The sequence below is a fragment of the Collimonas sp. NPDC087041 genome (assembly GCF_044745265.1).
In the GTDB taxonomy this organism is placed as follows: domain Bacteria; phylum Pseudomonadota; class Gammaproteobacteria; order Burkholderiales; family Burkholderiaceae_D; genus Collimonas.
In genome coordinates, this window is sequence record NZ_JBIUZX010000003.1 from 278,001 (window position 1) to 291,092 (window position 13,092).

13 protein-coding genes are annotated in these 13,092 nt (G+C 58.3%); 7 read left to right on the forward strand and 6 right to left on the reverse strand.

Annotated features, from left to right (window positions below):
- Positions 1-3 precede the first annotated feature (3 nt).
- Positions 4-864 carry an NmrA family NAD(P)-binding protein gene (locus tag ACIPF8_RS07145; protein WP_400418835.1) on the forward strand — a complete coding sequence of 287 codons (861 nt, stop codon included), beginning with the start codon at positions 4-6 and terminating at the stop codon, positions 862-864.
- A gap of 200 nt (positions 865-1,064) precedes the next feature.
- Here ACIPF8_RS07145 and ACIPF8_RS07150 read toward each other — a convergent pair whose 3' ends face one another.
- Positions 1,065-1,511, reverse strand: coding sequence for an Lrp/AsnC family transcriptional regulator (locus ACIPF8_RS07150; protein WP_400418838.1), 447 nt, complete (start codon positions 1,509-1,511; stop codon positions 1,065-1,067).
- Between the two features lie 155 nt (positions 1,512-1,666).
- On the opposite strand from ACIPF8_RS07150, the gene ACIPF8_RS07155 reads away from it, so the two are divergent.
- On the forward strand, positions 1,667-2,827 hold the full coding sequence (locus tag ACIPF8_RS07155; protein WP_400418841.1) for a saccharopine dehydrogenase C-terminal domain-containing protein: 1,161 nt from the start codon (positions 1,667-1,669) through the stop codon (positions 2,825-2,827).
- A gap of 75 nt (positions 2,828-2,902) precedes the next feature.
- Here ACIPF8_RS07155 and ACIPF8_RS07160 read toward each other — a convergent pair whose 3' ends face one another.
- From ACIPF8_RS07160 to ACIPF8_RS07170, 3 genes are all read right to left on the reverse strand, one after another.
- Positions 2,903-5,722, reverse strand: coding sequence for an autotransporter domain-containing protein (locus ACIPF8_RS07160; protein ID WP_400418844.1), 2,820 nt, complete (start codon positions 5,720-5,722; stop codon positions 2,903-2,905).
- A gap of 375 nt (positions 5,723-6,097) precedes the next feature.
- The gene (locus tag ACIPF8_RS07165) at positions 6,098-6,826 is read right to left on the reverse strand and encodes a DsbA family protein (RefSeq protein WP_400418846.1); all 729 of its coding nucleotides are present in this window, start codon (positions 6,824-6,826) and stop codon (positions 6,098-6,100) included.
- Positions 6,820-7,713, reverse strand: coding sequence for an MBL fold metallo-hydrolase (locus ACIPF8_RS07170; RefSeq protein WP_400418849.1), 894 nt, complete (start codon positions 7,711-7,713; stop codon positions 6,820-6,822). The genes ACIPF8_RS07165 and ACIPF8_RS07170 overlap by 7 nt, the downstream gene beginning before the upstream one ends.
- 204 nt (positions 7,714-7,917) lie before the next feature.
- On the opposite strand from ACIPF8_RS07170, the gene ACIPF8_RS07175 reads away from it, so the two are divergent.
- Both ACIPF8_RS07175 and ACIPF8_RS07180 read left to right on the forward strand, forming a co-directional pair.
- Positions 7,918-8,826 (forward strand): LysR family transcriptional regulator, encoded by a 909-nt coding sequence (locus ACIPF8_RS07175; protein WP_400418852.1) that lies wholly within the window; start codon positions 7,918-7,920, stop codon positions 8,824-8,826.
- A 217-nt stretch (positions 8,827-9,043) separates the two neighbouring features.
- A complete protein-coding gene (locus tag ACIPF8_RS07180) occupies positions 9,044-10,285 on the forward strand; it encodes an MFS transporter (protein WP_400418855.1) in 1,242 nt (413 codons plus the stop codon).
- A 23-nt stretch (positions 10,286-10,308) separates the two neighbouring features.
- Here ACIPF8_RS07180 and folE read toward each other — a convergent pair whose 3' ends face one another.
- Positions 10,309-10,935 (reverse strand): GTP cyclohydrolase I FolE, encoded by a 627-nt coding sequence (gene folE / locus ACIPF8_RS07185; protein ID WP_400418858.1) that lies wholly within the window; start codon positions 10,933-10,935, stop codon positions 10,309-10,311.
- Between the two features lie 337 nt (positions 10,936-11,272).
- Between folE and ACIPF8_RS07190 the strand changes: the two genes are divergently transcribed.
- A complete protein-coding gene (locus ACIPF8_RS07190) occupies positions 11,273-11,854 on the forward strand; it encodes a DJ-1/PfpI family protein (protein WP_400418861.1) in 582 nt (193 codons plus the stop codon).
- Positions 11,855-11,920: 66 nt separating this feature from the next.
- On the forward strand, positions 11,921-12,241 hold the full coding sequence (locus ACIPF8_RS07195) for a ribbon-helix-helix domain-containing protein (RefSeq protein WP_400418864.1): 321 nt from the start codon (positions 11,921-11,923) through the stop codon (positions 12,239-12,241).
- 16 nt (positions 12,242-12,257) lie between these two features.
- On the opposite strand, the gene sugE is transcribed toward ACIPF8_RS07195, so the two are convergent.
- Positions 12,258-12,578: a quaternary ammonium compound efflux SMR transporter SugE gene (gene sugE / locus ACIPF8_RS07200; RefSeq protein ID WP_400418866.1), complete on the reverse strand. Its 321-nt coding sequence runs from the start codon at positions 12,576-12,578 to the stop codon at positions 12,258-12,260.
- Positions 12,579-12,753: 175 nt separating this feature from the next.
- Here sugE and ACIPF8_RS07205 point away from each other — a divergent pair, with 175 nt between their 5' ends.
- Positions 12,754-13,086 carry a YnfA family protein gene (locus ACIPF8_RS07205; protein ID WP_400418870.1) on the forward strand — a complete coding sequence of 111 codons (333 nt, stop codon included), beginning with the start codon at positions 12,754-12,756 and terminating at the stop codon, positions 13,084-13,086.
- Positions 13,087-13,092 lie beyond the last annotated feature (6 nt).

Sequence of the window (13,092 nt, forward strand, 5' to 3'; positions counted from 1 at the left end):
AACATGTATGCAATCACCGGTATCAGCGGCCAAGTCGGCGGCGCAACGGCTCGTACTTTGCTGGCAGCGGGACATGCCGTACGCGCCGTGGTGCGTGACGCCGCCAAGGGCGAATTCTGGGCAAAACAAGGCTGCGAAACGGCGCTGGCCGAGATGAACGATGCGGCGGCGCTGCAAGCGGCATTCAGCGGCATCGAAGGGGTATTTATCCTGCTGCCGCCGAGTTTTGCACCCTCGCCCGGCTTTCCGGAGGTGCGGCGCATCGTCGACGCATTGTCCCAAGCGCTGGCTGCGGCCCGTCCGCCCAAAGTAGTGTGCTTGTCGACTATCGGCGCACAGGCCAGCCAGACAAATCTACTGACGCAGCTGCAGATCATGGAAACCGAACTGGGCAAGCTGGACTTGCCGCTGACCTTCCTGCGGCCGGCCTGGTTTATGGAAAATGCCTTGTGGGACGTGGCGCCGGCGCGCAGCAGCGGCGTGATTCCGAGTTTCCTGCAGCCGCTGGACAAACCGGTGCCGATGATCGCCACCGCCGATGTCGGCAGAGTGGCGGCTGAATTACTGCTGGAACAATGGCAAGGCCAGCGTATCGTTGAGCTGGAAGGACCGGAACGGGTGACGCCAAACCAGATCGCCGCCACCTTCGCCGAACTACTGAAGCACCCGGTGCGCATGGAGGCCGTACCGCGCGACAGCTGGCGCGATATCTTTAGCGCCCAAAGTCCTGCGGATCCGGAGCCGCGCATGCAGATGCTGGACGGTTTCAACCAGGGCTGGATCGAATTTTCCGGACCGGCGCGTAAAGGAAAAGTAGCGCTGGCAACAGTGCTACAGCATTTGCTGGGGGCACCGGCCATCTAAACGCCGCGTGATTGGCCAAGGCAAAAAAAACCCGCCTGACCTTGCGGTAGCGGGTTGAATCCAAACCTTAGGAGGTGTTGGAGGAGACAGGTGTAACTATATGGCAGCGCAGCATTCGTGTCTGCTTTATTGTTTGAATACCTGTTATAGATAAATCACATATCTGCTGCACTGCGGCATGACTTGCTCGCTAGAGCCGCTCAAATCGGCCCGCGATCAATCCGTTTGCTGAGGATGATCGAAGTCGACGTATGCCGAACCCCTTCCATCGCGCCGATCTGGTCCAGCAGGCGGTCCAGTTCGTCGGTGGACTGGCAACGCAAGGTCAGCATGTAATCGATGACGCCGCTGACCGCGCACAAGGTTTCCACCTGGGACATTTTCTGCAGTTGCTGCACCAGCAGCGGCGCGTTGCGCGAATCAATGGAGATGCCGACGTAGGCGCGCACTGCCGGCTGGTACAGCTCAAGGTCCAGCCGCACGCCGTAACCGGCGATCACGCCCTTCTTTTCCATCGCCGCCAACCGGGCGATCGCCGTGGTGCGGGCGATGCCGACACGCTTGGCGATAGTTGCCATCGACAGGCGTGCATCATCCATCAGCAAGGCCAGGATTTTGTGGTCGACTTCGTCGAGTTTCTCTCTCATCGCGACAATCCATCTCTAATGTTCGTCAAAGTGTATTGTTATTATACATTTTGACGACTATTTACACTCTATTATCTGACTTTGCTTGAATTTAGAATGGTGTCAGCAGAAACGCAGCATTGACCATAACTAAATAACCAAGAGTGAGCGACGACATGACTACCAAACTGATCCTATTAGGCGCCGGCAAGATCGGCGACGCTATCCTCAACCTGTTGTCGCACACCGGCGACTATATTCTGACCGTAGCAGACCGCGATCCGGAACGCCTGCAATATGTGAAACAAGCGGGTTTCCCGAACGTCACCACGATCCTGGCCGACATCTCGCATCCGCCGACTGTCACCAAGCTGATCACCGGCCATGACGTCACGCTGTCGGCCTGCCCGTATTTCCTGACACCGGTCATCGCGGCGGCAGCCAAGGCTGCCAACTCGCATTATTTCGACTTGACCGAAGATGTCGAAAGCACCCGCTTCGTCAAGTTGCTGGCGCAGGATTCGAACACCGCTTTCGTGCCGCAATGCGGCCTGGCGCCGGGCTTCATTTCGATCGTCGCCAACGATGTGGCGAGCCGCTTCGAACAGCTGCATGACGTCAAGATGCGTGTTGGCGCGCTGCCGACTTTCCCAAGCAATGCGCTCAAGTACAACCTGACCTGGAGCACCGATGGCCTGATCAACGAGTACTGCAATCCGTGCGAAGCGATTGTCGACGGCGTCCTGCGCGAAACCTCGCCGCTGGAAGAGCTGGAACACTTCTCGCTGGACGGCATCGACTACGAAGCCTTCAACACTTCGGGCGGCCTGGGCACGTTGTGCGAAAGCCTGCGCGACCGGGTGCAGAACCTGGATTACAAGACCGTGCGCTATCCAGGCCATCGCGACATCGTCAAGATCCTGGTGCGCGATCTGCAACTGGGTAAACTGGAACGTCGTCCGATCCTCAAGGATGTGCTGGAAACGTCGATCCCGATCACCAAGCAAGACGTGGTGCTGACTTTCGTCAGCGTCAGCGGCATGCGCGACGGTCGTCTTGAGCAAGAAACCTATGCCAAGAAAATCTACAGCCAGCACGTCAACGGCCAGTTGCTGTCGGCGATCCAGCTGACTACTGCTGCCGGCATCTGCGCGATGGTTGACCTGGTCGTCACCGGTGTCCTGCCACAAAGCGGTTTCGTGCGTCAGGAACAAGCAACGCTGGCGGATTTCCTGTCGAACCGTTTCGGCCAGTTCTATGCCAGCCATTCCAGCGGTCACGCCGGTTTTGCACCAGCCAGCAACACCGACTTCAACAAGCTGAAAGCAGTCGCCTAAAACACAACTGCAAGCAAAACGGCCCGTACAACTCTCATGAGTTATACGGACCGTTTTTTTTATGCAGCGACGAATTTAAAAAGCCATCCGCACGCCGGCAGAGAACACATTGTTGACCAAGCCGCCCTTGCCGAACTGCGCATCGTAATTGCCGTACCAGCTCCATTTGCGATTGACCACAGTGGTGAATCCGAGGCCAGCCCAACCGCTATTACGCGGCAGGCCAATACCCTGCACGGTGAACCCGGCGGCCGGCGCGCCGACAAAGGCGGCGTTGAAATCGAGGCTACCGTCATTGAACGCATGCTGCCACGCGGCGTACGCTTGCAGGTTGGTATTGCCGCCGAACCAGTCGACTTTTGCATCGCCACGCAGCCCCAATACGCTCGCAGTCTGTTGATACGAGTTGCTGCCTGCGGTCAGGCCAAACGCGCTGCCGGCTTCGGTAAAGCCGCCGCGCTTGAGGCGGTCGTAGCTGATGCCGGCGAATGGCGTCAGCGCCGCAGTGGTCGACAAGTTGCGCACGTAACCGGTTTCGGCATAGGCCGATATCATGCTGTCGGTATGGTTGGCCGACAGGCTGTCGACTTCGCTGCCGAGGATCGCCGTGCGGTTGATCTTGCTGGTCACCGTGGCCGCGCCGGCACGGCCCGACACATAGATGCCGTCGTTGCTCAGCGCATAGCGGCCATACAACGACAAACCGGTGTTCTGGCTATCGGACGCACCGCCGAAGCGATCGAAGTTGGCCTTGCTTTCCGAATAGGACAACGCCACGCCGACGATGGCCTTGTCAGTCAGATGTGTATCGAAGCCGAACTGGCCGCCCCAGGTCGACGTATCGGCGGATGAATAACCCGACTGTCCCAGCTTGCCGCTGGCGCCGATCACGCTGGCCCACAGACCAGCCTTGTCCTGCCCTGCCGCATTGCCGCCCAACAGCGACAAACGATTCGACAAATCGCGGTTGATCGCTTGCGATTGCTGGAAAGTCAGCGCCTGTGACGACGCATAGATTTGTCCGGACAAACTATCCAGAACCTGCGCCGCAGCGGCAATACTTGCCGTCCGCTCAATCGCTGCCGCGCTCGCCACGAAACCGGCGTTGCTGCCGCTGGCGTTGCCACTGGCAACCATATTGTCGGCGGCCTTCAGACCTTGCTCCAGATTGGCTGCGCTGCTGGTGCGAGTCGGATCGGCGGCGAAGGATTGCGCAGCAACCGCATTGGCGCTGTTGCGGCCGATGGTAAGATCGACTTCATTGGCGCTGTAAGCCAGCGTCGCGCTCAGGAAAGTGCCCGGATTGAAAGCAACGCCATCATGCTCAAACGAGACATCGCTGAATTGCCCCGACACACCGCTGGCGGCTGTCAACACCTTGCCTTTGACGCCGACTTGCTGCGCCACATAACCAGACGGATCACTGCTGCCGGCTGGCGTCATCGCTACCAGATGCGAGCTGCCCAGTGTCGCGCTGCCGCCGACGGCGAGTGTCGTGTTGAACTGATTGGCCAGCACTGCGCTGGACGAAGCCGTGTAGTTGCCGGCAATGGTCATGCCGTTTCCGGCATTGGTCAAACGACCGTTGTTGACCACACTGCCGCCAATGCGGCCGCCGTCGCCGGAAAGGATGCCGGCGCTATCGATCGTGACGCCGGAGGCGACCGAACCGGTGACATTCAGTGTGCCCTTGAGCACTTCGCTGGCGCCGCTGTAGGTGTTATTGCCGGACAAGGTCAGTGTGCCGCTGCCATCCTTGATCAAGCCGGCGTTGCCGCCGATATCGTTGCTGAAGGTGGAACTGACTGAATCGAACTTGGCGGTGAAATTGCCGTTCAACGTGAGGCGCGTATCGAACAGAGCGGGACCATTGGCAGCCTTGCTCGCATTCAGCAAACCCCAGCCGTAGGTGGCGGTATCGCCCATGCTGGTGGCGGTCGACAAGATGGTCTGGCGGATCTGGTCGGCGTTCATCCATGGATAGACTTGCTGCACCAGCGCCGCGGCGCCAGTCACCGCCGGCGTCGCGAACGATGTGCCGTAAACCCGGGTGCCGGTGCTCGGCGAAATGAAATCGCCAGGTGCCGCCAGGCACCAGTTGGCTGCTTCGCCGCAGCGGTTCGAATAGCTGGAGATCACGCCCGGTGTGGTGTCGCTGCTGCTATAACCTTGCGCGCCGCCGGCGGCATTCACCGCCACCACTGCCAGCCAACCCTTTTGCAAATCAGGATAAAGCGCCGGCAAACCTGCGGTCAGCGATGGATGGGCGCTGCCATCGTTGCCGGCAGCCCAGATGAACAAGCTGCCCTGCGCCACGAATGGCTGGTAGATATTGTAGAAAGCCGGGCCATTGCCGGCCGGTGTGGCAATCGAACCGAAAGCATTCGATTGATTGAAGATGCGCACGCCCTTGTTGTACAAGTCCTGATAGACCGGACTGCTGAACGACACGTTGTCGCCACCGGTACCAACCGCAGCGCCCAGCATCGTCACGCCCGGCGCCACACCGTAGCTGCTGCCACCCAACGCCTCTGCCACCTCAGTGCCGTGGAGATTGCCGGCGCCGCCGCTGTTGTACACGGTCTTGGTAAGACGGCCGCCGAGATCGGGGTCGGCGACATTGAAGTCGGTATCGATAATGCCGACGACGACACCGGCGCCTATGATGCCGCGTGCGTGCGCTGCGATGGCATTGCTCGGATCGGCCGGATTAAGCTGCGATGCACTGGCAGCCGGGGTACTGCCGGTCGTGCTTGGGGTCGTGGTTGGAACCGGCGCCTGGGTACCCGACGACGGACTGGAGCCTCCGCCGCCACCGCCGCAGGCCGACAACATGGTAATGACTGCGATGGAAACAACAGAAAGGGGGAAGCGTGCGGCAAGATGGCGATTCATAGATTTACTCGGGGTATTAACTTGCAGCAAACACACGGCTGGACCGGATAAATCCTTGGTGTCTTACGTCAAATTACAAAATCAAAAAAAGTGCCTGCAAAGATACCTTTCGACACTATTCGATACAATGCACGGATGGCATGAAACGTTAAATAATGACTGTTTGTTGTTGCCGCACATCATGAAAAATCACTAATTTTCACGTAAAATGGCAACTAGTTATCAATAAATGACTACAAATTAATAACTAAGTGCAATGGGGAAATGTTTCTTCTTATTGTAAAAATACAATCCTATGGAAGCCCCGCCCAGAAACAAAAAAGCCTGCGCAAGACTAACTTGCACAGGCTTTTTCTATCTCAGAACGGTATCCGCTTATCTACTCAGAACGGCCTTCCACGCGTCAGCCTGGCCCAGGAAACGCCCCGTATCCAGCATCTCGATTCGCTCACCGCGCTGCAACGCAAAAGTGGGGAATCCCTGGCCGCCGACCTGCGTCAGCAAAGCCCGGCTACGGGCGATGTGAGCTTGCGTCGCCGCGCCACTCAGTTCGGCGAACGTACTATCGAATTGCGTCGGCTCCAATCCGACTGCCGCCGCCAGATCGCGCAGCACCGCCAGATCAGCGACCCGCCGCCCGTCCACATAATGCGCATGCTGAATCCGTTCCAGCAACTCCAGCCCCTGCCCGGCTATGGCATCGGCAGCCAGGATGGCGGTAATCGGCGGCTCGGAATCAAACGTTGCCGTCGTATCGAGCAACAGGCCGTTGAAGTAATTGTCACCAAATACCTGACCGGTCATCGCGGCAATCCGATGGTCGTGCTGCATCACGTAATTGCGCAATGCCGGGCTGACCTGCCGCCGGTTGCTGCCGGTCATCATGCCGCCGCCATGCAGCACGATGTCCAGGCCGTCGATCTGGCGCGCCGCCTGCAGCAACGGCGCAGCGCCGTAGCACCAGCCGCACATCGGATCGTAGATGTAGTGCAGCACCTTGCCGGCAGCAACTGCCGCCGCCGCGCCATTGTCGGCTTCACTGGTGGCTGCTGCAGCCGGAACTGCGCAAGCGGCGTCACCGCATTCAAGCTCCTGATTTACCATTTCATTTCACCTTTGCTGACCTTGGCGCCCAATTCCAGCGAGGACACGCCTTCCAGGTTCGGATAATGCTTTTTCATCGCCTCGATCAGAGCAGCGGAATCTTTGGCCTTGGTGGTTTCCGCTTCATACGTCTTCAGATAATTTTTGGTAAAACGCACCGATTCGATGTTCTGCGGCGCACCGGCGCTGAAGTGCCCAGGCACCACAATCTTCGGATGCAGGGCTTCGATCTTGTCGAGCATCTTGATCCATTGCTGGCGCGATGCCAAGGTCTGGGTGTCGGCAGTCCACACATGTTCATTGCCGTTCACCAGCACGCCACCGACCACCGCCTTCAGCGATGGAATCCAGACAAAGCTGCGGTCCGGGCTGGCGCCGTCCAGGCCAATCACTTCCAGCTTGCGGCCTTCCAGGGTCAGCGTATTACCCTGCAGCGGCTCCGGTACGATCAGTTGCTTGGGTGCGTTGGCGCCCAGTTTGGGGCCCCAGAACGCCAGCTTGTCCTGCATGGTAGCCTTGATGTGGGCGATCACCGGCGCTGGCGCCAGGATCTTCGCGTCCGGGTAGGCTTCCTTCAGCACTTCCAGTCCAAAGTAATAATCCGGATCGCCGTGGCTGATGTAGATCGTGGTCAGCTTCTTGCCGCTGTCCTGAATCTTTTTCACCAATTGACCGGCATTGGCGCGATCGAATTGGGCATCGATCAGGATTGCCTCGTTGTTACCGGTGACCAACTCCGAAGATACCGGGAACACCCCGTTGGCGCCCGGATTGTAAACCTCCAGCTTGAGCGGCTGCGAGGCGGCCACAGCAACCACCGCGCTGCCGGCCAGCATCAGGCCGACGGTAGTTGCCAGGAACGAGCGGAATAAAGTACGTTTGTTCATGCATATCTCCAAGTGTGGTGAAAGAACCACCATCATAGTTGCCAAAAACGATGCAAAAAACCCCATAATAGTGACCAGTTAGTTGCATAAATCGAGCAAATCACCCTGAATTTCTCAAAGGAACAGGACGTTCAAACCCAAATCTACGCGCGTTTATCCGCCTTTTCAGACAAAAGTAAGTAGATAACTGAGGAATTTAAGAATATGGATCGTCTGGTCGCCATGCAGGTGTTTGTCGAGGTCGCGGATCGCGGCAGCCTGACTGCGGCCGCCGATCATCTGGACATGTCGCGGGCGATGGTCTCGCGCTACCTGGCTGAACTGGAGGAATGGGTCGGCGCCCGCCTGTTCCACCGCACCACCCGCAAATTGAGCCTGACCTCGGCCGGCAGCGACACCCTGCCGCGCTGCCGCCAACTGCTGGACATGGCGGGCGACATCCAATCCTCAGCAGCGACGCCCGAGAACACGCCACGCGGCACGCTGCGCCTGACCAGCAGCATGTCCTTGGGACAAGCCTACCTGGCGCCGCTGCTGGCGCGCTTCCTGAAACGCTATCCAGGCACGGCAGTGTCGATGCTGCTGGTCGATCGTGCCGTCAACCTGATTGAGGAAAGGGTCGACCTGGCGATCCGCATCACCAACTCGCTCGATCCCAACCTGATCGCCCGCAAACTCGCGGTGTGCCGTTCGGTGGTATGCGCCTCGCCGGATTATCTGCAAGAGCACGGCACGCCGAAAAAGGCCGAAGACCTGGCGCTGCACAACTGCCTGACCTATTCTTATTTCGGCAAAAGCTTATGGGAATTCGAAAGAGACGGCGTACCGGTAGCGGTGCCGGTGGGCGGCAACATGAGCGCCAACGAATCGTCGGTGTTGCTGGAGGCGGCGGTCAGTGGCGCAGGAATTACCATGCAGCCGGTATATGCTGCTGCAAAACTGCTGCGTAGTGGTAAACTACGTGCGCTGCTCACGGCATACCAACCGCGCGAAATGAGCATTTACGGCGTCTATGCTTCGCGCCGCCAAATGCCGGCCATACTGCGCGCCATGCTCGATTTCCTGGTCGAGGAATTCAGCGCAGATCCTGACTGGGAAACGCCAGTCGTTTGAACCAAGCTAGCCGAATCAAGTAAGCTGAATCAAGTAAGCCAAATCACGCGAACTGAATCACGTGAACTTAATCACGCAAATGCGTGCGAAAACACCCGACGTTTAATGCGCAAGACGCGACGTCGAACCAGCACCTCTTTTTTAGAAATTCGACATCCAGCCGCGGCGTTGCATCATGCATTTCCGCTTGCAGGATAGTTTCATCCATAACAGAACAATGCAAAAAATCTCTACTCTCAGCCGTGCCACCTTGATGTTCCCGTTAGCTCTGGTGCTGTTCGAGTTTTCGGTCTACATCGCCAACGACATGATCCAGCCGGGCATGCTGATGGTCACCCATGAATTCGGCGCCAGCGCGGCCTGGGTGGCGTCGGCAATGACCGCATTCCTGGTCGGGGGAGCGATATTCCAATGGCTGTTCGGGCCGCTGTCCGACCGTATCGGGCGGCGTCCTGTAATGCTGGGCGGCACGCTGTTTTTCATCCTGACCTGCCTCGCCACACTGTTCTCCAACAGCATAGAAAGTTTCATCGTACTGCGCGTGTTGCAAGGCATGGGCTTGTGTTTCATTTCGTCGGTCGGTTACGCCGTGGTGCAGGAAGCGTTTGAAGAAAAAGCCGCGATCCGGGTCACTGCGCTGATGGCGAATGTGGCGCTGATCGCACCGCTGATCGGGCCGGTGGCCGGCGCCTTCATGATCGAAATCCTGCCGTGGCGCATGGTGTTCGTATTCATCGCCGCGATCGCTTCGCTGTCATTGATCGGGCTGGCCCGGCACATGCCGGAAACCGTCGTAGCGCGCAAGGAAAAGCTGCCACTGATGCAGATCCTGCATGACTACCGTGAAGTGGTCGGCAACATCCATTTCCTCAAGGCGGCGATGTGCATGCCGCTGCTGGCGATTCCGCTGATCGGCTGGATCGCCATGTCGCCGGTGATCCTGGTGACTGATGGTCACTTGACCGTGGTTGAATATGGCTACTGGCAGATTCCGGTGTTCGGCTGCCTGATCGCCGGCAACCTGGTGCTGGCGCGCCAGGTAGACCGCTGGCGCCTCGGCAGCTCGATCAAGCTGGCGCTGTACCCGATTGGCGTCGGTATCGCCATCATGCTGCTCGGCGCGGTATTCTTCGACAAACCCTACTTCCTGGTCGCTGCCATCAGCGTGATCGCGTTCGGCGAAGGCCTGTCGGCGGCCGTCATGATCCGCTTTACGCTGACCGAAAGCGCCGTCTCCAAGGCCACCGTCGCGGCGACCATGGGCATGATCAACATGACGTTGTACGGCGTCGGCATCGAGCTGTACAAGGTGTTTTACCTGCATGCGGGAATGATGGGATTTGCGCTGTTCTCGGCCGCGGTAATCGGCCTCTACTGGTACCTGGCGCGCAGTGTGGTGGCGCGTGCGATGTTGGCCCGCGTGACGGGCCACGGCGACAAGGAAGGATCGGCGCGCTAAGCTGCCGATCCTGCGATGCCGAATCAGCCGTTGCGTTTCTGGCTGATGATGCTCATGAACTCGCGGCGAGTCGACGCATCGTCGCGGAACGCGCCCAGCATGCGGCTGGTCACCAGGCTGGTGCCTGGCTTGTGGATGCCGCGCGTGGTCATGCAACCGTGCGAGGCTTCGATCACGACTGCAACGCCCTTCGGCAGCAACACTTGCTGCAGGGTATCGGCGATCTGGACTGTCATCTTTTCCTGAATCTGCAGACGCTTGGCGAAAATATCCACCAGGCGCGCCAACTTGGAAATGCCCACCACGCGGCGGTCCGGCAGATACGCCACATGGGCCTTGCCAATGATCGGCGCCATGTGATGCTCGCAATGGCTTTCGAAACGGATATCGGTCAGCACCACCATTTCATCGTAGCCTTCGACTTCTGAAAAAGTGGTTGAAAGAATTTCAACCGGATCCTTGCTGTAGCCGGCAAAGAATTCTTCATAGGCGCGCGCCACGCGTGCGGGCGTATCGAGCAAGCCTTCGCGGTCAGGATCATCCCCAGCCCAGCGCAGCAAGGTACGAATTGCCGACTCTGCCTCTGCCCTGCTGGGACGTTCCGACAATGCGCTAGCCGCAACGGTTTTTAATGTGTCTTTTGAGGACATCTGGATTTACCTTTTCTAAAAAATTTTCACTTGCCCGTCGTCATTCGCGACATATGCTGGATCATGACGATGGTACAACGCTGCATGGCAGCAATTGATCGCGACGGTTGAGCTGACTGTGAGGTGACTGTGTTAACGGTGACAGTTTAATTCAGCTGCCGCATTGATGCATTGCATTCATCAAATAGCGGATTTTTCTGCATCACGGCAACGACCTGGATTTTGCACCGCAACATCGAAAGTCGGGTCGGTAATAACCGGTTATTACCTGACAGATTTTCGCTGCTCCATACTCAGGCCACTCTACCCCACCAGCAATTTCATTGAGAGGTCCATCATGAGTGCCAAGAAAATCCTGTTTCTCGCCGGCGATTACGTTGAAGATTATGAACTGATGGTGCCGTTCCAGGCGCTGCAGATGGTCGGCCATCACGTCGACGTAGTGTGTCCCGACAAAGCCGCCGGCGCGCAGATCCGCACAGCCATCCACGACTTCGAAGGCGACCAGACCTACAGCGAAAAACCCGGCCACAATTTCACCTTGAATGCCGCCTTCAGCGATGTCGATGTCAGCCGCTACGACGCCTTGCTGATCCCGGGCGGCCGCGCACCTGAATACCTGCGCCTGAATCCGCGCGTGATCGAAATCATCCAGCAATTCCATGCTGCCGACAAGCCGATCGCTGCCGTCTGCCACGGCCCGCAACTGCTGGCTGCAGCGGGCATACTGGAAGGAAAAACCTGCTCAGCCTATCCGGCGTGTGCGCCGGAAGTCAAACTGGCCGGCGGCAAATATGCGGAGATCGATGTCACCGCCGCACACCGCGACGGCAATCTTGTGACCGCGCCGGCATGGCCCGCACATCCGGCGTGGCTGGCGCTGTTCCTGGCGGCATTGGGGACTCGCATCGAATTATGATGTAGCATCGTGCAACCGGCTGCAATGTCGGTTGCACCATGTAGTTCAACATTCCAGAGGTGTTTGATGTGCCAAATCTACGCGCAAGCCGATCCGATCCTGTATGAATCGCGTACCCGCTCGGTGCGCATCATGGGCGTCATCACCACCATCAAGCTGGAGAATCTGTTTTGGCAAACCCTGGCTGAATTGGCCGCGGACAATGACATGACCACCAGCCAGCTGATCGCAAAACTGCATGGCGAAGTCACCGCGCATTTAGGTGAGGCCAGCAATTTTTCTTCTTTCCTGCGCGTCACCTGCCTGCGCTATCAAACCCTGAAAACCCAGGCCGGTTACCAACTCAAGAGCGCCGCCACGAACGAAAAAACCAAGGCTGCCGCATAACCGTATAAGCGCCAGCTCAGCTCGCCGAAGACAGCTTCAACCCGATCAGCCCCAGCACGATCAAGCTCACGCTGGCAATACGCGCAGCGTTGACCGCTTCGCCCATCAACAGGATGCCGGCAATGAAGGAGCCAACCGCGCCAATGCCGGTCCACACGGCATACGCCGTACCGAGCGGCAAAGTGCGCATCGCCAAGGCCAGCAACCAGATGCTGATCGCCATGCCGACCACCGTAATCACCGATGGCCAGGTGCGCGTAAAACCTTCCGAATATTTAAGACCAACCGCCCAGATCACTTCAGCGATACCGGCAAGAAAAAGAATCACCCAGGCCATGCGACCTCCTGAAAAAATGGGGTCGTCCCCGGATAAGATACAGTGTCAGGTCGTCCAGACACCGTGGTGTAAAAGCCAAGAATAGCACGCAGGTAATTTTCACGTGCCGCAACCGATGCGGCAAAAAAAACCGACCGCCTGCTTACACAATGACTACTTCAAATCGATCAATTTCATGCTGACCATCACCAAGACCTTTGGATTATTCCTGCTGACCGCCATCGCCGAATTGCTCGGCTGTTACCTGCCTATGCTCTGGCTGTCCGGCAAGGGTTCGGCGTGGCTGCTGTTGCCAGCCACGATCAGCCTGCTGGCGTTCGTCTGGCTGCTGACGCTGCACCCGATCGCCAGCGGCCGCGTATATGCAGCCTATGGCGCGGTGTATATCGCCACCGCCATCTTCTGGCTATGGAGCGTCGATGGCGTTGCGCCCAGGTGGAGCGACCTGCTCGGCGCCGGACTGGCGTTGGCAGGTGCTGCCGTGATTGCCCTGGGCGCACGCGCCTGAGCCGGT